This is a genomic window from Arthrobacter sp. E44, from assembly GCF_041877125.1.
Lineage (GTDB): Bacteria > Actinomycetota > Actinomycetes > Actinomycetales > Micrococcaceae > Arthrobacter.
In genome coordinates, this window is the sequence record NZ_JBHDJA010000018.1 from 1 (window position 1) to 24,380 (window position 24,380).

A 24,380-nucleotide genomic window follows, 5' to 3' on the forward strand; every position below is an offset into this window, starting at 1 on the left:
CTCGTTCAAGGCTCGTGGTCCTGTTCCAGGTTGAATGCTTAGACACACTCATCCCAACAGGGCCACGGGCCCCTTTGTCTTCAACGACACGAACTCAATTCCCCATCAACCGCGAAGAGCCCCTTTACCTGGAATTTGCAGTCTTCGATACCCGCGAGCTCGTCGCCCGGCCGGACGCCAAGTGTCTCGTTGATTCCGATCCCGATTCCGACCAGGTTCCCGCGACCATCGAGTCACTCATCAGCTGGGGTTGCCGGGTCAGGCCGGTCCTGATTCGGACCGTCTCAGTGGTCCTGGATCGGGTTGACATACTCAATTGGCATGTTCTACGGAGACGTTCTCACTCACACCATCCCGGGAGCCCACTGGGAAGTTGTCGAAGAGGGCTCACCAATAGTCCGCATAAGCAGGAACACAAGTGTTTCGGTTATTCAGGTGGCTCAACGACGGCTTGATGCGGGGCTGCCGACCCTGGCGATGAATTACGATCACGCACTCGATCACATTGGCCGCGACGAACCTCAAGGGACGTGAGGTTACCAGGTCTGTGAGGATCAGTGCGTCCCTGCCAGCCGAGGACCGGCCTCCACGAGTCCTGTGAAAGATCCTTGTCGAACACGGAAGGGCCGTTGGCCGCACCAAGGAAACCCGGACGCTCAGTTTGGTGTGTGATCCGAAGGGACTGCAGATCTTTCAGGATCCTCTGCCGATGGCTCTAATGTGGCTGCATCGTGGGCAGCTTCGGAACGCCTGCGCCTTCTGCCGACCAGGATCAGCGCGGCGGCCCCTACGAGGATGGCTGCCGCCACGGTGCCGACGATGACGGGAAGGTCGGACATGATGCCGTTCCCCGTGGTGTCTGCCTGAGCCGAGGGTTCTGTTGCTTTTGCCTCAGCCTCAGCAGCTTGGGCCTTGACAGCCGCCAGCGCGGGGATGCCCAGGTCCTGGGCTGGGAAGACCGTCACGGACATATCGGCGGTGTTGGTGACCAGGACGGACCCGTTGGGAGCGACGGCGAGATGCCCGGGGTTCCGGGCCGTCGGCTGGCTGCGGCGGACACTCGTTTCACCTGGTGCGATGACGTTGAGGCTGCTGGCCTCGGAAAGAACATAGACAGCGCTGTCCGGGCCGACAGCGATTTCCTTTGGCCCGCCCGGAACCGGCACCCGGTAGGACACAACTGACTCTCCCGGCTTGATCACCGCGACGTCGTTTGAGGTGATGTTGGTGACGTAGACCGCGCCATCCGGGCCTACTGCAATCCCGTGGGGAGCGCCAGCGCTGTCAGGTGTCTTCCTGACGTCAATGGTGCGGGAAACCGTGCCGGCGGTCGGGGCGATGACCGAGACGGTCCCGCCGTCCTGGTTGGTCACGTAGGCGGTGCCGTCCTGGGCTACGGCTACTTCCCTGGGAGTCGGGCCGACGGTAACCTCTTGAGCCGGCGCGTCGGCTCCTGGCGGGATGATTGACACCGTCCCCAGTTCTGGGTTGGGAACAAAAACAGTGCCGTCGGCAGCGGCGGATATGAGGTGGGCGCTGAAACTGAGGGGAATTGTGCGCGCCACGGCTGAGGCGCCCTTCGGTATTACCGTCAGCTCTTCGTGTGGTCGGTCCCCGAAGGTGGGCCCCTCGACAAACAGGGTGCCATCCGCAGACAATGCCATTCCCTTCGGGTTGACACCTGTCATGAGCGTCTTGGTTGGCGTGCTCGCGCCCTTGGGAAGAACGTGAACTCCTCCGGTATCGCCAATGTAAGCAGTGCCCTCGGTGTCGACGACAACGCCGAGAGGGAATTGGTCAACATAAACCAAATCCCCTGATGCCATCGACGGGGCAGCACCAATCATCAAGATGCTGCCAGCGACAGCCACAGCTATACCCGCGGTGAACCGCATGCACCTACCCCCAAACCTTGCAAGACGAAGACCTTCGAAGAGCATACTGCCGTCGGTCTATCCCCGAAGGCGAAAGATCGCCTTGTCAGTTGGTCCATTCGGCAGACGCGGGATAAGCGGCGACCTTTTTCATCCGCATGACGGTAACGCATCGGGAGATGATGAGCGCGTTCAGGCCGAGCGCGCTGATCTCGACCCCAGAGGACGCTTCCTCCCGGCAAGGCCAGCAGGGCTCCGTTACCGCAGAGGGGAAGCCCTCCATCCTGATCCTGTAGATGAGGCTTTGAGCCAGATGCACAGCGGTTCCGGAGGTCGAGCCCCCTGATATGGATCCGCACAGCACAGTCCGCGCGTTGTGAACACCTCGAATACCTGTTCCCGGTGCGGCTTCCAGCCGATCACGCGAAGCTGACTGCCGCGTGTAGACTCCGGACCACGGGCCGTCGACCATCAGGTGGCGGGAGACGCACCACTACAAAAAGGCACACGCATTTGAGGATCGGCTTGCGGCCCCTGACACTTGCTGTCCAAGTGTTGCAATCTCTCGGTTCCCGGCGAAGACCATCGAAACCGCTGGAGTGCCTTCCATGACATGGGGGATGCAATAGGCACTCGTGCCCGCCGTCCATGGACGTTCGCGGCGTATGCGTCATGGTCGTCTCGATGGGCCTGCTGCTCTACGGCATGACCCAGGTGCCGCCGGACCTGCTGCTGCCCGGGCTACAGCTATGTATGCATAGCGCTGAGACAGGCCAATAGAAGGCGGCCAAGAGTTTGGCCGCCACGACCCGGCCCGGCGGGCGACGGCAGGTGCCCCCGCTGCAGCCGGCATGTATAGAGGCCGACGGTGAGACCGGCTACCGCAGCGCCCGCATGCCGAGAGGCCGACGACGAGAAGCGCCCTTAGATGCTGGCCGCTTGACGGTCGGCGGAGACCCTCGTGAGGAAGTCCTCGACTACCGCCGCGAACTCGTCAGGCCGTTCGATCTGCGGCATGTGCCCGGTCTTGGCGAAGACGTGCGACTCGGCGCGGGGCAGCGCCGCGGCGGCCGCTTCAAGGTGGCTGAACGGCAGGATGTGGTCGTGGTCGCCCCACACCACCAGCGCCGGAACGTCTGACTTGGCGAGCGCGCCGATCAGAGCGGTGCGCCACTCAGCCCGGACACCGGAAATCGTTCCCAGGTCGCGGGCGACGTCGACCAGCGTCCGGCGGTGCGCCTCCCGCTGCGACAGGGCGAGCGCGTGGCCGATGCGGTCGTCCGTGACCAGCGTTTTGTCGTAGAAGAGCGACTGTACCGTCCGGCGTGATGCTTTCTCGTCGGGCCGCAGGAGCAGGGCCGCGAGCGGGCGGACCGCAAGGAGGCGAAGGACCAGTGCCACTTCCTGGCCGAATCCGGCGCTGTTGGCCAGCACGAGCGCGGAGACGCGGTCCGGATGGTCGGCGGCCAGCTTCATGGCCACGGCACCGCCGAGCGAGTTGCCCATCACGGGCAGCGGCCCGGTAACCCCGACGGCGTCCAGGAAGGCCGGCAGGATCCCGGCCAGCTTTGCGAGCGTGGTCGTGCCGGGGAGCCGTTCGGAGTACGCGAAGCCTGGCAGGTCGACGCTGTAGACCGTGTGGCGGTCCGAGAGCCGATCGTGCTGTTCGTTCCAGTCCTCGAGGCTCTGGCCGATGCCGTGCAGCAGCAGGACCGGATCCCCACTGCCGGTCTTCCGGTAGCGCAGCCGTGTCCCCGCGACGGTGACATGGCCCGTCCCCGGCAGCGCGAGGGGATCCCGGGCCGGGGCCGCGGGTTGCCGGGCGGTTTTCCGCACCGGCTGCCCCCGCCGGCCGAACCGGACGTGGTCGGTCAGCCGGCCGGACCGGAGCAGGGCGAAGTCGCGGAAGTAGTTCTGGTGCAGCCGCCACGGCGAGCCTGCGCCCTGCCGGGGCAACTGGTCGGCGCCGCGGAAAATGTAGCCGGCCTTCAGGTCGATCAGCGAGGACAGCGAGCCGTTGGCGACGTCGGCGGGTGCCGCGGGTACCAGCCACTGAAGGTTCCGGCGGTCCAGATGCTTGATCAGCCTGCAGATGTACCCGGCGACCAGGTCCGCCTTCAGGGTCCAGGACGCGTTGGTGTAGCCGATGGTGAGGGCGAAATTCGGGACCCCCTCCAGCATCATGCCCTTGTAGGTTAGAGTCCTGCCAACGTCCACAGGCTCGCCGTCGACGGAGAGCTTCATGCCGCCGATCACCAGCAGGTTCAGTCCCGTGGCCGTGACAATGACGTCGGCGGGCAGCGATGTGCCGGAGGCCAGGTCAATCCCGTCCGGGGTGATCCGGGAGATCGTGTCGGTCACGATCTCGGCAGTGCCGGCACTGATGGCCCGGTACAGGTCCCCGTTGGGGATCGCGCAGACCCGCTGGTCCCACGGCTGGTACGACGGGGCCAGGTGCGTGTCCACCGGGAAGCCCGCCGGCAGTTTGGCTACTGCCGACTTGCGCAGGATCGCCTTCATCGTCTCGGGCCGCCGTCGGCTGAGCTGGTAGGTGAACATGGAGAAGAGAATGTTCTTGGAGCGTACGACGTCGTATGCCAGTTGCGCGGGCAGCTTGCCCCGGAGGCGGTCGGCCAGGTGGTCCCGCGCGGGCACGGGGGCGATGTAGGTGGGGGAGCGCTGCAGCATCGTTACCTTGGCCGCCGACTTTGCCATGGACGGCACCAGCGTCACGGCCGTGGCGCCGCTGCCGATGACCACCACCTGCTTTCCCTCATAGTCGAGGTCGGCCGGCCAGTGCTGCGGGTGGACGATCGTTCCGGCAAAGGTGTCGGCCCCGTTGATGGCCGGGGTGAAGGCCTCGTCATAGCGGTAGTAGCCGGAACAGACGGACAGGAACGAGCAGGTGAAGGTGAGTGGCTCGGGGGAGGAGTCGGTGTCGCCGGACCGGAACTCGCCCCCGGACGTGTGGACCGCCGTCACGGTCCACAGTGCGGTTTCGCTTGACCATGAGGCGGAAATGACCCTGGTGTTCAGCCGGATCCGCGGCGCCAGGCCCTCGTCGGCGACCGTTGCCTCGATGTACTCGCGGATGGACTCGCCGTCCGCGATCGCGTTGGCGCCGGCCCAGGGCCGGAAGGAGTAGCCGAGCGTGTACATGTCGCTGTCGGACCGGATCCCGGGGTACCGGAACAGGTCCCAGGTACCCCCGACGGCGTTCCTCGACTCCACTACGGTGAAGGTTTTTCCGGGTACCTCGCGCTTCAGCCGGCTGGCGAAACCCACACCGCTCAGCCCGGCGCCGACAATCAACACATCTACGTGCTCGCTCATGCCGCCAAGCTATCGACTTAATGTTGAGATAGTCAACACCGTGTTGAGAACCGGGGCTAGGATGGGCGCATGGCTCAAAGAGGAAGACGCAGCGCGAGGGTTTCGGGCGATGAGCGCCAGGACGCAATCCTGGTCACCGCCGAGGCCCTCCTGGCAAACCGTGCCTTTGACGAGGTCTCCATCGAGGATCTGGCCCGGGGTGCCGGCATTTCGCGCCCCACTTTTTACTTCTACTTCCCCTCGAAAGATGCCGTGCTGCTGGCCCTGCTGGACCGGGTTATCAACGAGGTCGAGCACCGGGTGGGGCACCTGCCGCGCGATTTCGAGAGCGACCCCGCGGGTGCGTGGACCCGTTCCATCGGAATGTTCGTTGAGGTGTTTGTCTCGCACCGCGGTGTGTCGACCGCCGCCATCGGGGCGCGCACCCGAAACGACGAGGTGCGCGGGCTGTGGTCCAGGTCGATGCAGTCCTGGGTCGACTTCTCAAGCGACGTTATCCGTGCCGAGCAGGCCCGCGGGGCCGCGCCGGCGGGCACCGACGCGCACGACCTCGCGGTGAGCCTGAACCTGATGAACGAACGGGTCATTACTGCTGCCCTCAACCGGGAGAGTCCTGCCATCGCGGAGACCGCCGCCCTGGACATCCTGTCAACCATCTGGATCCGCAGTATCTACGGGTCCGACAACCCCGGCGGCCGCTAAGGCCGGCGCCGAAAGGAAACCATAATGCCCTCCATCAAGACGCTCACCGTGCTCGGCACAGGGGTGCTCGGCTCCCAGATCGCCTTCCAGGCCGCATTCCACGGTTTCGCAGTCACCGCCTACGACGTCGATGAGGACGCACTTGCCAAGGCGCGGGACCGTTTCGCCCGCCTCGCCGGCATCTACCGGGCACAGATTGCCGGCGCCTCCGAGGGCAAGACCGAAGCAGCCCTGGCAAACCTCCGCCTCACCGCAGACCTGGGGGACGCCGTCGTCGACGCGGACCTCGTGATCGAAGCCGTTCCCGAACTGCTGGAACTCAAACGCGACGTCTACCGCAAGCTCGCGGAACTGGCGCCGGCCAAGGCCATCTTCGCGACCAACTCATCCACCCTGCTGCCCAGTGACCTGAAAGACTTCACCGGACGCCCGGACCGCTTCCTCGCGCTCCATTACGCCAACAACATCTGGGCGCAGAACATCGCCGAGGTCATGGGCACCGCGGAGACGGACCCGGCGGTGTACGCCGCTGTCGTCGACTTTGCCCGGAACAGCGGACTGGAACCGATCGAGATCAAGAAGGAGAAGGCCGGCTACGTCCTGAACTCGCTGCTGGTTCCGCTGCTGAACGCGGCCGCCGGACTGCTGCTGCAGGGCGTGGCCGACCCGCGCACCATTGACAAGACCTGGCGCATCGCCACGGGCGCCCCGAGCGGACCGTTCCAGATCTACGACGTCGTCGGCCTCACCACGGCGTACAACATCGCCTCGGCCTCGCCGGATGCCGGTTCCCAGGCATTCGCCCAGTACCTGAAGGAGCACTACATCGACCAGGGCAAGCTGGGGGTCGCCTCGGGGGAGGGCTTCTACAAGTACTGAGTCGAGGACCTTTAGTGCTGCTGCAGTTCTTCCCGTTCCAGGTCTTGGACCGACCGCGAGGGCGGGCAGAACTCATTGCCCTCCGGCTGCAGGCAGCAAGTGGTTGTCCGGCAAAGGATGGGCTTATGCCTCCCTCGACGGTCACGTTGTGGCCGCACAAATGGATCACCTTGTCAGGTACTCGGTCCACTGACCAGGACTTCGTGAGTTGGTAGCCTGTGGCACATGCCCATCAAACTTGAGAACGTCGGAATCGCGGTTCGTGACCTGGAAGAGGCCATCGCGTTCTTCACTGACCTCGGGCTTACGGTCCTGGGCCGTGACACCGTCAGCGGGGAGTGGGCCGACACCGCCGTGGGCCTTGACGGCAACCACGCAAAAATCGCAGTGCTCCAGACCCCGGACGGCAGAGGCCAGCTTGAGCTCTTCGAGTACATCCATCCTGCCGCCATCGACACACACCCCACACTGCCGAACGAAATCGGAATGCACCGCGTTGCCTTCTCGGTCGACGACATTGACGCCGCGCTGGAGATCGCCGCGAAGCATGGATGCCACCCGCTGCGGGGCGTCGCAACCTACGGAGACATTTACAAGCTGACTTACGTCCGTGGTCCCAGCGGCATCATTGTGATGTTCGCCCAGGAACTCAAGAAGTCCACCGGAAACTGAGCACCTCGCCCCCGTGCGGGTGAGAGGGCCTACGCCCTGCTGCCATATACTCCGAAGATGCCCATCACGCACGCACCCACCCACGCAAAACCGTCCGGTCCCCAGCCAGGCGGAGGCCACCTGTGAGCGGCGGGCTCGTCGCCCTGCTGGACGACGTCGCCGCCCTGGCCCGCATCGCGGCAGCCTCGGTAGACGATGTGGCAGCCGGTGCCGCCAAGGCTGGTACCAAGGCCGCCGGCGTCGTAATTGACGACGCCGCCGTCACCCCGCAGTACGTGTCCGGGGCGGACCCGTCGCGCGAGCTGCCCATGATCAAGAAGATCTTCTGGGGCTCCATCCGGAACAAACTCCTGATCATTCTCCCGGCGCTCCTGCTGATCAGCGCCTTCATCCCTTGGATCATCCCGTTCATCCTGATGCTGGGCGGCACGTACCTCTGCTATGAGGGCGCGGAGAAGGTCTGGCACAAGCTGCGCGGCGGCCACCATGAGGCCGAGGAAGCGCCGGCTGTGGAACGCGGGCATGACGCGGAGGCCACTGTCGTCAAGGGCGCTATCACCACCGACTTCATCCTGTCCTGCGAAATCATGGTCATCTCCATGAACGAGGTGGCGACGGAATCCATTTGGGTCCGGGCTTTCATTCTGGTCCTGGTGGCGATTGCCATCACAGTGCTTGTGTACGGCGCCGTCGGGCTGATCGTGAAGATGGACGATATTGGAGTCCATCTTGCCGCCAAGGATTCTGCGCGCGCCAAGCGCTTTGGCCACCTCCTGGTAAGGGGCATGCCGGCCGTACTGGCTGCGATTACCTTCGTGGGAACGATCGCGATGCTCTGGGTAGGCGGCCACATTATGGTGCAGGGGGCACACGACCTTGGCTGGCACGCGCCCTATGACTTGATCCACGCACTCGAGCACCCGGTGGCGGGCGTTGCCGTTGTTGGCGGCTTCCTGGCCTGGCTCGTGGACACCCTGTGCTCAGCGGTGATCGGGCTCGCCTGGGGCCTGGTGGTCATGGCTGTCATTGGCCCGCTGCTGAAAGTGCTGCCCTTCGGCAAGGCGAAGGATCACGGGCACGGCGCGGCAGGAGAAACGCCCGACGGCGGTGGTCCCGCGGGCCATTAGTCTTCCGTTCCATCGCGGGCCGGGCCAGCGGGCCGGGAAGCGCGGTGCTTAGAACGCGTACCGGATCCGGCAGTACGGTGCGATCCTGCCGATCAGCGCAGTCAGTTGCTGGACGTAGCCTGCCTTGGCGCGCGCCCGGTACCGGACATTGCTGAAACCATTCGAGGAGACTTTGGCCTCCTGGAGGTCAGGGCGCCACAGGACGTTTTCGGCCTGCGGGTGCCAGCCCAGGTTGACCTCGTGCAGTTGCTCATTGTGGGTCAGGAAAATGACCTCGGCGGCCAGCTGCGCCTTGGCTGCAGGGGTCAGGGCGGCGTCCAACTGGCGCAGCAGCTCCTCCCAGTCGGCCAGCCACGTGTCGGTAATGATCACGGGGGAGAAGTTCACATGTACCTCGTACCCGGCGTCGACGAAATCGTTAATGGCGGCCAGCCGCTCGGCCACCGGGGACGTCCGCACATCGACTGACTTCGCCAGGTCCGCCGGCATCAGCGAGAAGCGGACCCTGGTGTGGCCCCCGTGGTTCCAGCCGAGCATGTGCCGGTTGACGAACTTTGTGGCGAAGGACAGCTTGGCATTGGGCAGTTCCCGGAACAGCGTGACAAGGTCCTCCACGTTGTCGCTGATCAGCGCGTCCACCGAGCAGTCGCTGTTTTCGCCAATGTCATAGACCCAGAGCTCGGGGTCGCACTGGTTAGGCTCCAGCTTGAGTCCCTGGCGCGTGGCGTGCCGTTCCAGCGTCCCGGCGATCTGGTCGATATTGGCGAAAACGGTGACCGGGTTGCTGTAGCCCTTGTGCCGCGGAACGTAGCAGTAGGCGCACGCCATGGCACATCCGTTGGCCGTGGAGGGGGCAATGAAGTCCGCTGACCTGCCGTTCGGCTTCACGGTCAGGGACTTCTTGACCCCGAGGACCAGCGCCTCGGTTTTGATCCGGGACCACCGCGGCACGTTGGTTTCGTCGCCGTGGAGGTCGGGAATGTTCCAATGGCTCTCCACGGGAACGACGTCGGCTCCCGGCCACCGTGCCACGATCTCCCGCCCGCGCGGCAGCTCCAAGGCTGCAGGCTGCGCGTAAATGCGGCGGATTTGCAGCAGCCGGTCGAATTCCATGTCCTCATTGTCCTTGACGGACCGGGCCCGAAACGGCAGTTAAGCCGACGGCATCCTTCCCCTGTATGCAGTATGGATGGACCGCCGCCTGCCGGACGGTAGACTGGGATGTGCCGTTCTCCGGCCACTCTGCCCCAGCGTCCCCTGGCACTCCGTGCGCGGACCGTGGCGTTCCCTGTTGTGAAAGGCCTTACCTGCTGTGATTACTGTCCAGGATCTTGAACTGCGCGCCGGTGCCCGGCTCCTGATGGACCAGGTGAGCTTCCGCATCGACAAGGGAGACAAGATCGGCCTTGTCGGCCGGAACGGTGCCGGCAAGACTACGCTGACCCGCGTCCTCGCAGGCGAAGGCCTTCCCGCCGCCGGTAAGGTCACCCGCAGCGGGGAGATCGGCTACCTGCCCCAGGATCCCCGTACCCCGGACATGGAGCAGTTGGCACGGGACCGCATCCTGTCCGCCCGTGGCCTGGACGTCGTCGTCGGTAAGCTTCGGAAGGCCCACGACGAAATGGCCAGCGAGGACGCCGAAGTGCAGCGGAAGGCCATGGGCCGGTATGACCGGCTGGAATCCGAGTTCCTCGCAGCCGGCGGTTACGCAGCGGAAGCCGAAGCTGCGTCGATCTGTTCCAACCTTGCGCTCCCGGACCGGCTGCTGAACCAGCCGCTCAAGACGCTCTCGGGCGGCCAGCGGCGCCGTGTCGAACTGGCCCGCATCCTCTACTCGGACGCCGAGACGATGCTCCTGGACGAACCCACCAACCACCTTGACGCCGATTCCATCGCCTGGCTGCGTGACTTCCTCAAGAACCACCAGGGCGGCCTGATCGTCATCAGCCACGACACGGACCTGCTGGAAGCCACCGTCAACAAGGTGTTCCTGCTGGACGCCAACCGTGCCCAGATCGACTTTTACAACATGGACTGGAAGCGCTACCTCCTTCAGCGGGAGACCGACGAGCGCGCCCGGAAGCGGGAACGCGCCAACGCTGAGAAGAAGGCGCAGGTCCTCATGGACCAGGCCAACAAGATGCGGGCCAAGGCCACCAAGGCCGTTGCCGCGCAGAACATGGCCAAGCGCGCCGAGCGCCTGCTCAGCGGGCTGGAAGCGGTCCGCGAGCAGGACCGGGTGGCAGCGCTGCGGTTCCCGGACCCCGCACCCTGTGGCAAGACCCCGCTCACCGCGGACGGGCTCAGCAAGTCCTACGGCTCGCTGGAGATCTTCACCGACGTCGACCTGGCCATCGACCGCGGTTCCAAAGTGGTCATCCTGGGCCTCAATGGTGCCGGAAAGACCACTCTGCTGCGGATGCTCGCCGGCGTGGACATTCCCGACACCGGCGAAGTCATCCCCGGCCACGGCTTGAAGGTTGGCTACTACGCCCAGGAACACGAAACCCTGGACCACAACCGGACTGTGCTGGAGAACATGCGCTCCGCCGCGCCCGATATGAAGGACGCCGAGGTGCGCGGCATCCTTGGCTCGTTCCTGTTCTCCGGTGACGACGTGGACAAGCCTGCGGGTGTGCTCTCCGGCGGCGAGAAGACCCGCCTGGCTCTCGCCACCATCGTTGCCTCCAGCGCCAACGTGCTGCTCCTCGACGAGCCCACCAACAACCTCGACCCCGCCAGCCGCGCCGAAATCCTGGGCGCCCTGCGCAATTACACCGGCGCCGTTGTCCTGGTCAGCCACGACGAAGGTGCGGTCGAAGCCCTGAACCCGGAACGCGTAGTCATGCTTCCGGACGGCGTCGAGGACCTCTGGAACGAGGACTACCTGGACCTCATCACTCTGGCTTAGCGCACCTGCAGCTCCAGCGCCGCGGTAAGGCTCCGGAGCTGTTGGTAGGTGATGCTGAACATGGAGTTGTGGTCTCCCGCTCCGGCCCACAGCAGCTCGTGGCGCCGCAGGGACTCGTCCAGCAGGGTGCGGATCCCTTTGGGGTGGCCCACCGGGGCTACGCCACCTACCTCCTGGCCCGTATGTTCCAGCACGAAGGCGGGGGAGGCGCGGCGGATCTTCCCTGCGCCCAGCTGCGTTGATACCAGCGCTGTGTCCACGCGCGCGGCGCCGCTGGCCAGGATCAGCAGCGGCTCCCCGCCGAGTTCGAAGACAAGGCTGTTGGTGATGGCTGCAAGGTCACATTCGAGGGCCTCAGCTGCTGCGGCTGCCGTGGGTACTCCCGACGGAAAGGTGCGCACGGTGTCGGCGAGCCCCGCCGCCACCAGAGCGGAGCGCACCAAGGAGACCGGGCCGCCGTCGTACTCCATGCCTCAGTAGCCCTGCGCGTCCAGGAGAGCGTCTTCTTCTTCCTCGGCGGTCGCCTTCTTGCGCTTTCGGGGTGCAGCCGGCCGACGGCGGGGGGCCACCGCAGCATGCATGGCCCCATCGTCAATCAGCTCCTCGTCCTCGGCGTCGATCGCCGCGTTCCGTGCCTGCTGCCGCGCCGCGTAGCCGAACCCGACGAACATGAGAACGCCGAAAGCGAACCACTGCAGGGAGTAGGACAGGTGCGTCCCCTCATCCGTCGACGGCTTGGGGAAGGCAACGGGCATCGCGGCTGCCGGCGGTGTTTCCGAGGCGAGCTGGCCGTACGCGCCCGTCATCAGCGGGTAGCCCAGCTGCGCGGCGTACGTGGGGAGATCGATGGACGCCAGTTGCCCTTCGGGGGCCCCGCGCTGAAGCTCCGGCTCACCATGCTTCAAGCGCACGACGGCGGTCACCTCACCCTGGGGAGGGGCAGGCACCGAATCGGGGCTGCCCGGATTCTTGTTGCCGATGGGCAACCAGCCCCGGTCGATGACGACTGTCTCACCGGTGGTGAGGCGGAAGGGGACCACTACCTCGTAGCCGGGCTGACCGTTGAGAGGCCGGTTGCGCACGATCCGTTCCCCGGCGGCGTCATAGGTTCCCTTGAGCTCGACCTGGGTCCACTCCTTGGCCGGGTCCAGGTGGTTGAACTGGTCCCGTGCCTGCTCGAAAGGGATGGGAGTTGCCGAGTAATTGCTGACCACCCGGTTGATTTCGGCCAGGGTCTCCGCACGGCGGTCCATCTGCCAGCGGCCCAGGAAAACACATGCGGTGGCAAAGATGGCGGCCAGCAGGAGATAGCCCAGCCACTTGCTGGAAAAAAGGAAACGGTACATTCAGATGTCCTGCTCCAGCGATCCGCCGTCGCCGGCGAGGGGGAGGGTTTCCTTCCAGAGCCCGCGCGTCTGCAGGTAGTCCTCCAGCCATGCCCGGTGGTCGGCGCAGGCCAGCCAGGTCTTTCGCCGCTCGGGTGTGTGGATTTTGGGGTTGTTCCAGAGAAGCTGCCAGGACGCCTGCGCCCTGCACGCCTTCCGCGAGCACAGGGCGGTCTCAGAAACGACGTCGGATCCTGCTGCAAAATCGAAAATGCTCATTTGGCCTGCCCCTGCTCTCCGCGCTCCTGGTCATCGTCCTTCACCAGCTCGCCCTGGAGCACGGCGCTTTCCGGTTTTTCGTCGGTGGCCGGGGGAGGCGGGCTTTCGAGCTCGGCCAACGGGGCCGAGTCCAGCAGCAAGTCGCTGGGCGTCTCCGCCTTGTCGCTGCCGTTGGCGATGACCACCGCAATCCACGGCAGGAAAACTGCTCCCGCCACCGCAATGATCTTGAACCACCCGTCCACCACGAAAATCAGGATCAGGCAGACCATGCGGATCCCCATGGCCAGGGCGTACTTGATCATCCGCTGGCGCATATCTTCCGAATGTGCGGCCGCGGCGTCCGTAATGCTGTGGACCTCGGCGTCGCCGGAGAACCGGCCCGGTTCTTCGGGCGCGGAACGTCCCGCATGGTTTTCAAGGGTCACGGTGGATGATCACGCTCCAAAGGCTTCCCTTAATTCTCGCACCATCGGCAGTGCTGCCCAAACCCGCCGCAGGCCTGCCGCTAAGATCGGAGGCAGCCCAAACCACACCCCGCTAGCGCGGCACAGCCTGCCGCAGAATTTCGGAGCATCCCCATGACTGAAACAGCGTCCGCCCCCCGCAGTGTCCTGGTGACCGGCGGCAACCGCGGCATCGGCCTTGCCATCGCGCAGGCGTTCCTCGCCAACGGTGACAAGGTGGCCGTGACCTACCGCAGCGAAACGCAGCTTCCGGAGGGAATCCTCGGCGTCAAGGCGGACGTTACTGATGAAGCCTCGGTGGATGCTGCCTTCAAGGAAGTGGAAGCGGCGCATGGCCCCGTGGAAGTCCTGGTGGCCAACGCCGGCATCACCAAGGACACCCTGCTCCTGCGCATGAGCGAGGACGACTTCACCTCGGTCATCGACACCAACCTGACCGGGGCCTTCCGGGTCATCAAGCGCGCGTCCAAGGGCATGATCCGTCTGCGGAAGGGCCGCGTTGTCCTCATCTCCTCGGTGTCCGGCCTCTACGGCGCACCCGGCCAGATCAACTACTCCGCGTCCAAGGCCGGCCTGGTGGGCATCGCCCGGTCCCTCACCCGCGAGCTCGGTTCCCGCGGCATCACCGCCAACGTGGTGGCGCCCGGCTTCATCAACACCGACATGACGGCAGAACTCCCCGAAGCCACCCAGAAGGACTACCTGTCCAGCATCCCCGCCGGACGCTTTGCCGAGGCCGCGGAGGTGGCCAACGTGGTCCGCTGGATCGCAAGCGACGAAGCCGCCTACATCTCCGGCGCCGTGATCCCGGTGGACGGCGGCCTGGGCATGGGCCACTGACCCTGCCGGTCTCAGCCGCTGACCCTGCCGCCCCCTGACGCTGCGGGAAACTAGCCGCCGGGTCCTTCTTTGTCGAAGTCGGACAAGGGATATCGGCTTCGGCCGCTGGCATGATGGACTGCAGGCCACAACGATTTAGATGTTTCGAACAAAGGAAGCTCGTATGGGACTGCTGGACAACAAAACGGCGATCGTCACAGGATCATCGCGCGGCATTGGCGCTGACGTAGCCAAGATCCTCGCCTCGGAGGGTGCCGCCGTCGTGGTCAACTACCGCCAGAAGGCGCCCCGCGCCAACAAGGTAGTGCAAGGGATCGAGGCCGCCGGCGGCCGTGCCGTCGCCGTGGGTGCCGACCTCACTACCCAGGAAGGCGTGCAGGCCCTCGCCAGCGCCGCCATGGAAAACTTTGGATCGCTGGACATCCTGGTCCTGAACGCCTCCGGCGGCATGGAAACCGGCATGGGCGAGGACTACGCGCTCAAGCTGAACCGCGACGCGCAGATCAACATGCTCAACGCCGCAGTGCCCCTGATGAAGGAAGGCTCCAGGGTGGTCTTCGTGACCAGCCACCAGGCCCACTTCATCAACACGGTCCCCACGATGCCGGCCTACGAGCCGGTGGCCCGCAGCAAGCGCGCCGGCGAGGACGCCCTGCGTGAACTCATCCCCAACCTCGCGGAGAAGGGCATCTCCCTGGTGGTGGTGTCCGGCGACATGATCGAAGGCACCGTCACCGCCACGCTCCTGGACCGTTCCACGCCAGGCGCCATCGAGGCCCGCCGCGCGGAGGCCGGCAAGCTGTACTCCGTCGAAGAGTTTGCGCAGGTTGTGGCAGGGATGGCAACGGCCGACGTCGAGTCCGGCCACACCGAATACGCCGGCGGAGCGGATTACTTCGGCAAGAGCGCCGAGGCTTCCAGCTAAACTCTGGCCCCTTCGCGAGATGGCAGTTCGCGGCAATGCTCATGTCGAGCACTGCCGCGAACTGCCATTTCGCGGTTAAAGCGGGGGAGTCAGACGCCGGCGACGTGGCGGACCGCGTCCAGGTACGGCATGTTCAGTGCTGCGTCGGCCACGGCGCGGACGGCAGGCTTGGCGTTGAAAGCCACCCCGATCCCGGCGGCGCCCAGCATGTCCAGGTCGTTGGCGCCATCACCCACGGCGATGGTGTGTTCAAGCGCGATACCCTCGGCGGCAGCCCACTCCCGCAGGTACTTTTCCTTCGCAGCCCTATCCACCACGGCGCCCAGCACCCTGCCGGTCAGCGCGCCGTCGACAATCTCCAGTTCGTTGGCCTGCCAGTAGTCCAGGCCCAGGTCGGCGGCGATCGGCTCCAGGATCTGGTTGAATCCGCCGGACACCACCGCCACGGTGTGGCCTGCGGCCTTGAACGCGGCCACCAACTGCTCGGCGCCTTCGCTGAGCTTCACTTCCTGGCGGACGGAATGGACGACGTCGGCCGGCAGCCCCGCGAGTACGGCCACTCTGGCGTGCAGGCTTTGGGCGAAGTCCAGCTCACCACGCATCGCAGCCTCCGTTACGGCTGCGACCTCCTCCCGCTTCCCCGCGTAGGCGGCCAGGAGTTCGATGACCTCCTGTTGGATCAGGGTGGAGTCCACATCCATGATCAGCAGCTTGCGGGCCGCAGTGCGAAGGGCGGCGGGCACGATGGCAGTGTCAAAGCCGTCCGTTGCGGATTCCGCCACGCCGCGGCGCAGTGCGGCGAGCCCCGCAGCGGTGGCGTCGGGAAGGGCCAGTTCAAGGATGTGGACCCGATAACGGTTGTCTCCTGACTCCGTTTCGGCCAGCACCTCGGCGCCGTGCGAATCAAGGACGGAACGCAGCTGCTCCAGCCCGGCAGGGGTCACATTCAGGCCATAGCTGACCGCAGTCACGTTCGAAGTCATGCCAGCAATCTTAGCCAGCGGTCAACGGGTGCCTTGAATTCATTGCGGGCGGCCGATGCAGGGCCGTTAGGCAGCCTTCACACCGGTTATCAGTCATCTTCTTTTTTGTCCTAGTGTCTACTCCTATGAGTGATGTTCTGGAACTGGACTCCGTCAGCGTTGTCCGAGGCAAAAAGACCCTGCTGGACAAGGTTGACTGGCAGGTCAACGAGGGCGAGCGGTGGGTCATTCTCGGCCCCAACGGCGCCGGCAAGACCACCCTTCTCCAGATCGCGGCGGCCCGGCTTCACCCCAGCAGCGGAACGGCCGGCATCCTCGACGAAATCCTGGGCCGCGTTGACGTGTTCGAGCTCCGGCCCCGCATCGGTCTCTCCTCCGCAGCCCTTGCCACCCAGATCCCCGAGCACGAGAACGTCTTGAACGTTGTGGTTACCGCTGCCTACGGCGTCACCGGCCGCTGGCGCGAAGGCTACGAGCGCGACGACGAACGGCGCGCCTTCCGGCTGCTGAACGACTGGGGCATGGGGCCGCTGCTCAACAGGACGTTCGCCACCCTGTCAGAGGGCGAGCGCAAGCGCGTCCAGATTGCCCGGGCCCTGATGACGGACCCCGAACTGCTCCTGTTGGATGAGCCGGGCGCCGGACTGGACCTGGGCGGCCGCGAAGAGCTGGTGCACAAGCTCGCCGAGCTGGCCCGCGATGAAGCGGCTCCTGCCATGGTCCTGGTCACGCACCACCTCGAGGAAGTCCCGCCGGGGTTCACCCACGCCATGCTGCTGCGTGACGGCGGAGTTGTAGCTGCGGGTCCCATTACCGAGGTCCTGACCGAAGAACACCTCAGCACCACCTTCGGGCTGCCGCTTGCGGTGACCGAGAACGCGGGACGTTACACCGCCACAGCACGCCGCTAGAAGAGGCCTGCGCAACTACCTTGGAATTCTTCAGCAGCATCATTGTGTTCATCGCCGGGCTGTGGGCCGGCACCATCAACGCCGTGGTGGGCTCCGGGACCCTGGTCACCTTCCCAGTGCTCATCGCCTTGGGCGTTGCCCCGGTAACCGCCTCCATGAGCAACGCGATGGGCCTGGTCTTCGGCACGGGCGCCGGGGCCTTCGGGTACCGCCGTGAGCTGGCCGGCCGTGGGCGGCAGGTCATGCGCCTGCTGCCGGCGTCGGTGCTTGGCGGCATCACCGGCGCCTATCTCCTGCTTCACCTGCCCGAAAAGGTCTTCCACTATGTGGCCCCGGTCCTGCTGGTCCTGGCCATGCTGATGGTCGTGTTCCAGCCGCGGCTGCAGGACTGGGTGCGCAAGCGCGAGGCCGATCCGGCGCAGGCCGCCAAAGACAAACGCCACGGGATCCTCCTGCTGGTCCTGGTCTACCTGGCCGGCGTCTACGGCGGCTACTTCGTGGCAGCGCAGGGGATCCTGCTGGTGGGCATCCTTGGCGTGTTCCTCACCGGCACCATCCAGAACGCCAATGCCATGAAGAACTTCCTGGTCCTCGGCGTGAATATGGTCGCCGCCATCTCCTACCTGCTGTTCGCCTTCGACCGTGTCAACTGGCTGGTGGTGCTGCTGATCGCTGTGAGTTCCACCATCGGCGGCCTCATGGGCGCGAAGGTGGGCCGCAAGCTGTCGCCCCGCGTCCTGCGTGCCGTGATCTTCAGCCTGGGCCTCGTGGCCCTCGCCGTCATGATCGCCAACCTGCTGCAATAATCACCCGGTGACTTTCCACTACCTCGAATCCGCCGACGACCCCCGGGTCAGCGACTACACCACGCTCACCGACGTGCACCTGCGCAAGCTCCGCGAACCGGCCGAGGGCATGTACATCGCCGAGTCGTCGCGGGTGCTGCGCCGGGCGCTGGCCGCCGGGCACCAGCCACGGTCGTTCTTCCTCGCCGAGAAGTGGGTGGCGGACCTCGACGACGTCTTCAAGGCGTACCCGGACGTACCGGTTTTTATCGGCTCGGCAGCCCTGCTGGAGGAAATCACCGGCTTCCACCTGCACCGCGGGGCGATGGCGGCGATGCAGCGCCCTGCCCCGGTGCCGCTGCCGGGGCTCCTGGCCGGGGCCCGCCGCGTGGCCGTGCTGGAGGACATCGTGGACCACACCAATGTGGGGGCCATCTTCCGCTCCGCAGCGGCGCTCGATATCGACGCCGTCCTGGTTTCCCCGCGGTGCGGTGATCCACTGTACCGCCGCAGTGTCAGGGTGAGCATGGGCACCGTGTTCCAGGTTCCCTGGGCGCGCCTGCACAACTGGCCCGGCGACCTCCAGGTGCTGAAGGACCACGGCTTCACCGTCGCGGCACTGGAACTGACGCCCGACGCGGAGGACGTCGACGCCGTCGCCTCCCGGAACCTGGACAAGCTCGCCCTGGTGCTCGGCACCGAGGGTGCCGGCATGAGCCCGGAGACCCTCGCCGCCGTCGACCTCGCCGTAAAGATCCCCATGCGCAACGGCGTGGATTCCCTCAACGTGGCCGCCGCTTCGGCCGTGGCCTTTTGGGAGCTTCGCGCGCGGGCCTAGCGTATGGCGCATTGGTTCGTCAGCCCCACGGGCATCGGCTATGATGGATAGCTGGTTGTCCTGCTTTTTCAGCTACGGCTGATGCAACAGAGCCCAGCCATCCCATTCATACCTGGCAGCTGGCAAAATCCAGCTGCGCGAACAAAGGTCCCATTATGAAGTCTGATACCCACCCGAAGTACGAAGCTGTTGTCTTCAACGACCTGGCCTCCGGCACCAAGTTCCTGACCCGCTCCACCGTGTCTTCCTCCAAGACCATCGAGTGGGAAGACGGGAACACCTACCCGGTCATCGACGTCGAAATCTCTTCCGAGTCCCACCCGTTCTACACGGGCAAGCAGCGCATCATGGACTCTGCAGGCCGCGTCGAGCGCTTCAACGCTCGCTTCAAGGGCTTCGGCGGCAAGAAGTAATTCCTTCGCCTTGGCTTGTATCAGGAAGCCCGCACCGGAAACGGTGCGGGCTTCCTGCGTTAACCGCACACCTGTCTTCTGGGGCAGGATTGGAAGCATGACCCAGTCACCTTTCCCCGCCCCTGAAGCCGCCAGCAACCAGCGCCTGCACGGTGAATATAAGGTGCCCGGCGGCAAGCTGGTGGTGGTGGACCTGACCGTGGTGGACGGCGCCCTTGCGGACGTCTCCGTCAGCGGCGACTTCTTCCTGGAACCGGACGAGGCACTGGCAGACATCAACCGCGCGCTGACCGGGCTCCCCGAGACCACTCCCGCTAAAGACCTCGCCGCGGCCGTCAGCGCAGCGCTGCCAACTGGAGCGGTCCTGTTCGGCTTCTCTGCCGATGCGGTGGCCGTCACCGTCCGCCGTGCACTGGCCAAGGCAACGTCCTGGGGAGACCACGACTGGAACATCATCGCGCCCACCGTGCTTCCCACCGAAATCAACGTCGCCCTGGACGAGGTGCTCACGGAAGCCGTTGGCGCGGGGGAGCGTACCCCCACCCTGCGGTTCTGGGACTGGCAGGAGCCGTCGGTGGTCATCGGCAGCTTCCAGTCCGTGCAGAACGAGGTGGACCCCGAGGGCGTTGCCAAACACGGCATCAACGTGGTCCGGCGGATCAGCGGTGGCGGCGCAATGTTCATGGAGGCCGGCAACTGCATCACCTACTCGCTCTACCTGCCCCAAACCCTGGTGGACGGGCTGAGCTTCGCGGACTCCTACCCCTTCCTGGACGCCTGGGTCATGGCCGCACTGAAGAAGCTTGGCATCAACGCGTTCTACATCCCGTTGAATGACATCGCCACGGACCAGGGCAAGATCGGCGGCGCCGCACAGAAACGGCTGGCAAACGGCGGCATGCTGCACCACGTCACCATGAGCTACGACATCGACGCCGACAAGATGGTGGAGGTCCTCCGGATCGGCAAGGAGAAACTCTCCGACAAAGGCACCCGCAGCGCCAAGAAGCGCGTGGACCCGCTGCGCCGCCAGACCGGCCTGGCCCGGATGGCGATCATCGAGGCGATGATCGAGGTGTTCAGCGAGCGCTACGGGGCAACGCCGTCACAGCTGGCGGGACACGAACTGGCCGCAGCCGAGGAACGGGTGGCCACCAAGTTCGGGACCGAGGAGTGGCTCAACCGCGTCCCGTAGCCTCATCGGTTGCTCCCCACCGGCTCCCATCCTTCGCAAGCTCAGGCCGGGGCCCTCGCCGGCGTGGGCCCGTTGTCGTTTTGGCGCCTCAAAACGACAGTTAGGGAGCAATCGATGAGTGGTGGGGAACGACGGCGGCCTGTGCGGTGAGTGCGCGCAGCAGGTGGCTGCGCTGCTCGATGATGATCCGGCGCAGGGCATGCGGCGCCTCCGGGGTGGCAGCCAGCCACTCATCGGTCCGCCGTACCACCGGATGCTCTTCGGGTTGGGTGCCTGCCGCCAGATCCTGCGCCGCGGGGTAGAGACCGCGAACAATCCGGCTGGCAATCTCAATGCTGCGTTCATCCCATACGGTCCGAAGGCAATCGAAATACGGCTCCACATAGGGTTCCAGCAGCGCCGGCGGAGCGGTGGTGAAGCCACTGATGGTCGCCGTCAGGAGCTGGTTGGAGAGCTCGGTCCCTTCGACGGCTGCGTGCCAGGCCGCGGCCTTGACGGCAGGGTCCGGCCGGGACGCCATCGCGGTCGCGTGCCCTGCCCGGCCCGAAGCGGTGGTGTCCCGGGCCAGTTCGGCATCCAGTTCTGCTGCGCCGGCCTGTCCGTTGGCAGCGAGCGCATGCCACAGGTGCCAGCGGAGCTCGGCATCCACAGCCAGGCCCTCCACCGGAGCACTGCCGTCCAGCAGGCCCCGGAGGCGGGGGAGCAGGCTCCCGTCATGCCGGCTCAGGGTGGGCAGGGTGCGGGCCCAGGCGAGCTGCTGGTCCGAGCCGGGCGTGGCACGGTCCAGTTCGGCAGCGGCCGCGGCCAGGAAGGCGGAGCGCACGCTGGCCCGGCTGTCAGCGGGGGTGTAGCGTTCGACGGCGGTTGTCGCGTTGTCGAGGACGTTCAGCAGGACGCCGATGCCCGTTTCGGCAGGGGCGAAGGCAGCTACGGCATCCACGTACAGCGATGCGGGGCTTTCGCCGTCCCGGGCGGAGTTCCACAGCGACGTCCAGCAGAGAGCGCGGGCCATGGGATCGGCAATCCGGTCCAGCGAGGAACGAACCGTTGCCTCGGAGGCAGGATCCAGCCGCACCTTGGCGTAGGTCAGGTCGTCGTCATTGACCAGGAGGAGCGCAGGCCGCGGTTGGCCCGCGAGCTGGGGGAGTTCCGTGCGGGCGCCGGCCACGTCGGTTTCGATGCTGCCGGTCCGCACCAGGGCGCCCTCGGCGTCGAAGTCGTAGGAACCCACCCGGAGGCGGTGCGGCCGCAGCTCCTCGTGTCCCGTGACGGGGTCCGTCGCTTCCTGGACGATTGCCACCCTGCCCGGCACGCCGTCGTCGTCCGCTGCTGCGCCTTCCGGCGCACCCTCCGCAGCGAAGTCCAAAGACAGCGTGGAAATGCCTGAGGTCTGCAGCCACTGCCGGGCCCAGCCGGACAGCTCACGGCCTGAGGCAGCATCCAGGGCCGCCAGCAGGTCGGCCAGCGAAGTGTTCCCGTAGGCGTGCTTCCGGAAGTACTCGCGCGAGCCGGCGATGAAGGCGTCAAAACCTACATAGGCCACCAGCTGCTTGAGGACGGAGGCGCCCTTGGCGTAGGTGATGCCGTCGAAGTTCTGCTTGGCCGCCTCGAGGTCCGGGATGTCCGCCACGATGGGGTGGGTGGTGGGCAGCTGGTCCTGGACGTAGGCCCAGGCCTTGCGCTTGTTGGCGAAGTTGACCCACGCGGTGTCCCAGTCCGTGGCCCGGTCGACGCCGAGCGTTCCCATGTAGTCGGCGAACGATTCCTTGAGCCACAGATCGTCCCACCACTGCATGGTCACCAGGTCCCCGAACCACATGTGGGCCATCTCGTACAGCAGGGTGTTGGCCCGCCCCTGGTACTGGGCGTCGGTGGCCCGGGACGTGAAGACGTAGCTCTCGGTGAAGGTGACCAGGCCAGGGTTCTCCATGGCACCGAGGTTGTACTCGGGAACGAAGGCCTGGTCGTATTTGCCCCAGGGGTACGGGTAGTCGAAGAGCCGGTTGAAGAAGTCCAGCCCCTTCCTGGTGAGATCGAAGAGGTGGTCCGTGTCGAAGGATTCGGCCATCGAGGCGCGGCAGTAGAGGGCCAGCGGGACGTCGAGGCGGGTGCCGTCGTCGAGCGTTGCCTGCCAGCTGTCCTCTGCTTTGAAGTAGGGGCCGGCCAGGACGGTGGTGATGTAGGTGGACATCGGCAGGGTCGTGGCGAAGTCCCAGCAGGCGGTGGCCGGGTCGCTGGTGAGCAGGGTGCGCTTCACCTCCGCACCGTTGGAGGCTACGTGCCAGTCTGCAGGGGCCATGACGTGGAACGTGTAGGCAGCCTTCAGGTCCGGCTGTTCAAAGTTGGCGAACACCCGCCGCGCGTCGGCCGGCTCATACTGGGTGTACAGGTAGCACTGGCCGTCGGCGGGGTCCACGAACCGGTGCATGCCCTCGCCGGAGCGGCTGTACAGCGCGGTTCCGGTGACCGTGACCTGGTTTTCGGCCCGCAGGTTGTCCAGCCGGATCCGTGCGCCGTCCACCACGTCCTCCACCGGCAGTCCCTTGCCGTTGAGGAGCACGCTGTGAACGCTGCTGCCGATGAAGTCCAGGAACGTGCTGGAGCCGGGCTCGGCCGTGAAGGTGATGACGCTGCGGCTGGTGTAACCGACGACTGCCGGATCAGCTGCCTGCCGCACATCCAGGGAGATGTCGTAGCTGGTGGTGCTGATCAGGGCTGAACGTTCGGCGGCTTCGCGGCGCTGCAGATTCTCATTCGACACCCGGCTATCTAACCACGGCCCTGTTGGGTTGGCTCAGGTGGCCGGGCCAAGGGCTCGCTCAGCCTGCGATAAGGAACGCGGCCCCAAGGCCCAGCGCGGCAATCAGGAACCAGGAGGCCAGTGCTGCCAGGAGCGCCTGGCCACCCGTGTGGAGGAGGCTGCGGATCCGCACCGCCGAGCCCAGCCCGAACAACGCCCCGCCCAGCAGGAGGTCCTGCAGGGTGGCTCCGGCCTCAAGCCACGCTCCGGGAAGCCAGCCCGTGGAGCGGAGCGCCACCATGGCGACGAAACCCACTACGAACAGCGGCACCACCGGCGGCATCTTCGCCGTGCTGCCGTCTGCCGCGCCGATAGACCGCGCGCCCCTTCGATGGTGCGCGCCCGCCATGGCGGCAACAGGCGCCAGCAGCAGCACCCGGGTGAGTTTGACGACGACGGCGATCGCCAGGGCAGCGGTCCCTGCGGTTTGGGCGGTGGCCACCACCTGGCCCACATCATGCACGGAAGCACCGGTCCAGGCGCCGAACACGGCCGCCGTCAGGCCCATGGGATGGGCGACGAGGGGAAGGACACCGATGGCGAGCGTTCCGCAGAGAGTCACCAGGGCCACGGGCAGGACGGTCTCGGCGTGCCGGATCCGGCGGACGGCTGCCATGGCGCCAATCGCAGAGGCCCCACAGATGGAGAACCCGGTGGCCACCAGGAGCGAGGTAACCGGCGGCAAGCGGAAGAGGCGCGAGATGGCGTACGTCCCGCCGAAGCTGGCGGCCACCACCGCCACGATCAGAAGCAGCGCCAGCCACCCCAGGCCCAGGACGTCCATGACGCTGACCTTCAAGCCCAGGAGGACGATTCCGGCGCGCATCAGGTGCTTGCCCGCGAAGTCCAGCCCGGGCCGTGCGCGCCCTTCGGTCCATCCGGCGGCACCGGGAAGGTTGGCGGCGAGCACACCCAGCACCACGGCCAGGGTCATCGCGGGCAGTGCAGGCAGCACCGCATGCACCAGGAAGGCCGCAGCGACGGCCGCTGCCGCCGTCAGCAGGCCCGGGACAAGCCGTGCCAGGAGGGGCCGGAAACGGCCACGGCCCGGGTCGGGAATGCTTCTGCTGACTGGCACTCACCTACTGTGCCCGAAGAGGCCAGTAAAGTACGAACCGGGC

23 protein-coding genes are annotated in these 24,380 nt (G+C 65.9%); 13 read left to right on the plus strand and 10 right to left on the minus strand.

Annotation, left to right across the window (positions count from 1 at the left end):
- Positions 1-303 precede the first annotated feature (303 nt).
- Positions 304-534 carry a DUF6278 family protein gene (locus ACETK3_RS15575; RefSeq protein WP_373462205.1) on the plus strand — a complete coding sequence of 77 codons (231 nt, stop codon included), beginning with the start codon at positions 304-306 and terminating at the stop codon, positions 532-534.
- Positions 535-656: 122 nt separating this feature from the next.
- Here ACETK3_RS15575 and ACETK3_RS15580 read toward each other — a convergent pair whose 3' ends face one another.
- Entirely contained in the window at positions 657-1,688 is a 1,032-nt protein-coding gene (locus ACETK3_RS15580; RefSeq protein WP_373993168.1) for a hypothetical protein, read from the minus strand.
- Between the two features lie 1,110 nt (positions 1,689-2,798).
- Positions 2,799-5,207: an alpha/beta fold hydrolase gene (locus tag ACETK3_RS15585; RefSeq protein ID WP_237430443.1), complete on the minus strand. Its 2,409-nt coding sequence runs from the start codon at positions 5,205-5,207 to the stop codon at positions 2,799-2,801.
- Between the two features lie 69 nt (positions 5,208-5,276).
- Here ACETK3_RS15585 and ACETK3_RS15590 point away from each other — a divergent pair, with 69 nt between their 5' ends.
- The 4 genes from ACETK3_RS15590 to ACETK3_RS15605 all read left to right on the plus strand — a co-directional run bounded on the left by ACETK3_RS15590 (position 5,277) and on the right by ACETK3_RS15605 (position 8,587).
- Positions 5,277-5,909: a TetR/AcrR family transcriptional regulator gene (locus tag ACETK3_RS15590; RefSeq protein WP_236802666.1), complete on the plus strand. Its 633-nt coding sequence runs from the start codon at positions 5,277-5,279 to the stop codon at positions 5,907-5,909.
- Positions 5,910-5,933: 24 nt separating this feature from the next.
- Positions 5,934-6,788: a 3-hydroxyacyl-CoA dehydrogenase gene (locus tag ACETK3_RS15595; protein ID WP_237430444.1), complete on the plus strand. Its 855-nt coding sequence runs from the start codon at positions 5,934-5,936 to the stop codon at positions 6,786-6,788.
- A gap of 225 nt (positions 6,789-7,013) precedes the next feature.
- Entirely contained in the window at positions 7,014-7,460 is a 447-nt protein-coding gene (locus ACETK3_RS15600) for a VOC family protein (RefSeq protein WP_236802671.1), read from the plus strand.
- A gap of 122 nt (positions 7,461-7,582) precedes the next feature.
- Entirely contained in the window at positions 7,583-8,587 is a 1,005-nt protein-coding gene (locus ACETK3_RS15605) for a DUF808 domain-containing protein (RefSeq protein ID WP_236802673.1), read from the plus strand.
- 48 nt (positions 8,588-8,635) lie between these two features.
- Here the strand turns inward: ACETK3_RS15605 and ACETK3_RS15610 are convergent, their stop codons facing one another.
- Positions 8,636-9,700: a spore photoproduct lyase family protein gene (locus tag ACETK3_RS15610; protein WP_236802675.1), complete on the minus strand. Its 1,065-nt coding sequence runs from the start codon at positions 9,698-9,700 to the stop codon at positions 8,636-8,638.
- A gap of 199 nt (positions 9,701-9,899) precedes the next feature.
- Here ACETK3_RS15610 and abc-f point away from each other — a divergent pair, with 199 nt between their 5' ends.
- Positions 9,900-11,498, plus strand: coding sequence for a ribosomal protection-like ABC-F family protein (gene abc-f, locus ACETK3_RS15615; protein ID WP_236802677.1), 1,599 nt, complete (start codon positions 9,900-9,902; stop codon positions 11,496-11,498).
- Here abc-f and ACETK3_RS15620 read toward each other — a convergent pair.
- The 4 genes from ACETK3_RS15620 to ACETK3_RS15635 are packed head-to-tail and all read right to left on the minus strand — an operon-like array spanning position 11,495 to position 13,530.
- Positions 11,495-11,968: a YbaK/EbsC family protein gene (locus tag ACETK3_RS15620; RefSeq protein WP_236802679.1), complete on the minus strand. Its 474-nt coding sequence runs from the start codon at positions 11,966-11,968 to the stop codon at positions 11,495-11,497. The genes abc-f and ACETK3_RS15620 overlap by 4 nt on opposite strands.
- A 3-nt stretch (positions 11,969-11,971) precedes the next feature.
- Positions 11,972-12,844, minus strand: a complete 873-nt coding sequence (locus tag ACETK3_RS15625) for an SURF1 family protein (protein ID WP_236821961.1) — start codon at positions 12,842-12,844, stop codon at positions 11,972-11,974.
- Complete coding sequence (locus ACETK3_RS15630) at positions 12,845-13,102, minus strand: hypothetical protein (RefSeq protein WP_236802683.1); 258 nt, start codon at positions 13,100-13,102, stop codon at positions 12,845-12,847. It abuts the gene before it with no gap.
- Positions 13,099-13,530, minus strand: coding sequence for a DUF3099 domain-containing protein (locus ACETK3_RS15635; protein ID WP_236802685.1), 432 nt, complete (start codon positions 13,528-13,530; stop codon positions 13,099-13,101). Before ACETK3_RS15635 ends, ACETK3_RS15630 begins: the two co-directional genes overlap by 4 nt.
- Positions 13,531-13,683: 153 nt before the next feature.
- On the opposite strand from ACETK3_RS15635, the gene ACETK3_RS15640 reads away from it, so the two are divergent.
- Both ACETK3_RS15640 and ACETK3_RS15645 read left to right on the plus strand, forming a co-directional pair.
- The gene (locus ACETK3_RS15640; protein ID WP_236802687.1) at positions 13,684-14,409 is read left to right on the plus strand and encodes a beta-ketoacyl-ACP reductase; all 726 of its coding nucleotides are present in this window, start codon (positions 13,684-13,686) and stop codon (positions 14,407-14,409) included.
- Between the two features lie 163 nt (positions 14,410-14,572).
- A complete protein-coding gene (locus ACETK3_RS15645; protein ID WP_237428159.1) occupies positions 14,573-15,334 on the plus strand; it encodes an SDR family oxidoreductase in 762 nt (253 codons plus the stop codon).
- Positions 15,335-15,423: 89 nt separating this feature from the next.
- Here the strand turns inward: ACETK3_RS15645 and serB are convergent, their stop codons facing one another.
- Positions 15,424-16,317: a phosphoserine phosphatase SerB gene (gene serB / locus ACETK3_RS15650; RefSeq protein ID WP_236802691.1), complete on the minus strand. Its 894-nt coding sequence runs from the start codon at positions 16,315-16,317 to the stop codon at positions 15,424-15,426.
- Between the two features lie 125 nt (positions 16,318-16,442).
- Between serB and ACETK3_RS15655 the strand changes: the two genes are divergently transcribed.
- The 5 genes from ACETK3_RS15655 to ACETK3_RS15675 all read left to right on the plus strand — a co-directional run bounded on the left by ACETK3_RS15655 (position 16,443) and on the right by ACETK3_RS15675 (position 20,459).
- Complete coding sequence (locus ACETK3_RS15655; protein WP_236802692.1) at positions 16,443-17,228, plus strand: ABC transporter ATP-binding protein; 786 nt, start codon at positions 16,443-16,445, stop codon at positions 17,226-17,228.
- A gap of 20 nt (positions 17,229-17,248) precedes the next feature.
- Positions 17,249-18,034: a sulfite exporter TauE/SafE family protein gene (locus ACETK3_RS15660; protein WP_237428161.1), complete on the plus strand. Its 786-nt coding sequence runs from the start codon at positions 17,249-17,251 to the stop codon at positions 18,032-18,034.
- 7 nt (positions 18,035-18,041) lie between these two features.
- The gene (locus ACETK3_RS15665) at positions 18,042-18,851 is read left to right on the plus strand and encodes an RNA methyltransferase (protein WP_306970860.1); all 810 of its coding nucleotides are present in this window, start codon (positions 18,042-18,044) and stop codon (positions 18,849-18,851) included.
- A 155-nt stretch (positions 18,852-19,006) separates the two neighbouring features.
- On the plus strand, positions 19,007-19,264 hold the full coding sequence (locus ACETK3_RS15670) for a type B 50S ribosomal protein L31 (RefSeq protein WP_018761303.1): 258 nt from the start codon (positions 19,007-19,009) through the stop codon (positions 19,262-19,264).
- A gap of 97 nt (positions 19,265-19,361) precedes the next feature.
- Positions 19,362-20,459 carry a biotin/lipoate A/B protein ligase family protein gene (locus ACETK3_RS15675; RefSeq protein ID WP_373993169.1) on the plus strand — a complete coding sequence of 366 codons (1,098 nt, stop codon included), beginning with the start codon at positions 19,362-19,364 and terminating at the stop codon, positions 20,457-20,459.
- 100 nt (positions 20,460-20,559) lie between these two features.
- Here the strand turns inward: ACETK3_RS15675 and pepN are convergent, their stop codons facing one another.
- Together pepN and ACETK3_RS15685 are read right to left on the minus strand one after the other, a co-directional pair.
- Positions 20,560-23,220, minus strand: a complete 2,661-nt coding sequence (gene pepN / locus ACETK3_RS15680; protein ID WP_373993170.1) for an aminopeptidase N — start codon at positions 23,218-23,220, stop codon at positions 20,560-20,562.
- 58 nt (positions 23,221-23,278) lie between these two features.
- Entirely contained in the window at positions 23,279-24,337 is a 1,059-nt protein-coding gene (locus ACETK3_RS15685) for a YeiH family protein (protein WP_373993171.1), read from the minus strand.
- Positions 24,338-24,380: the final 43 nt, after the last annotated feature.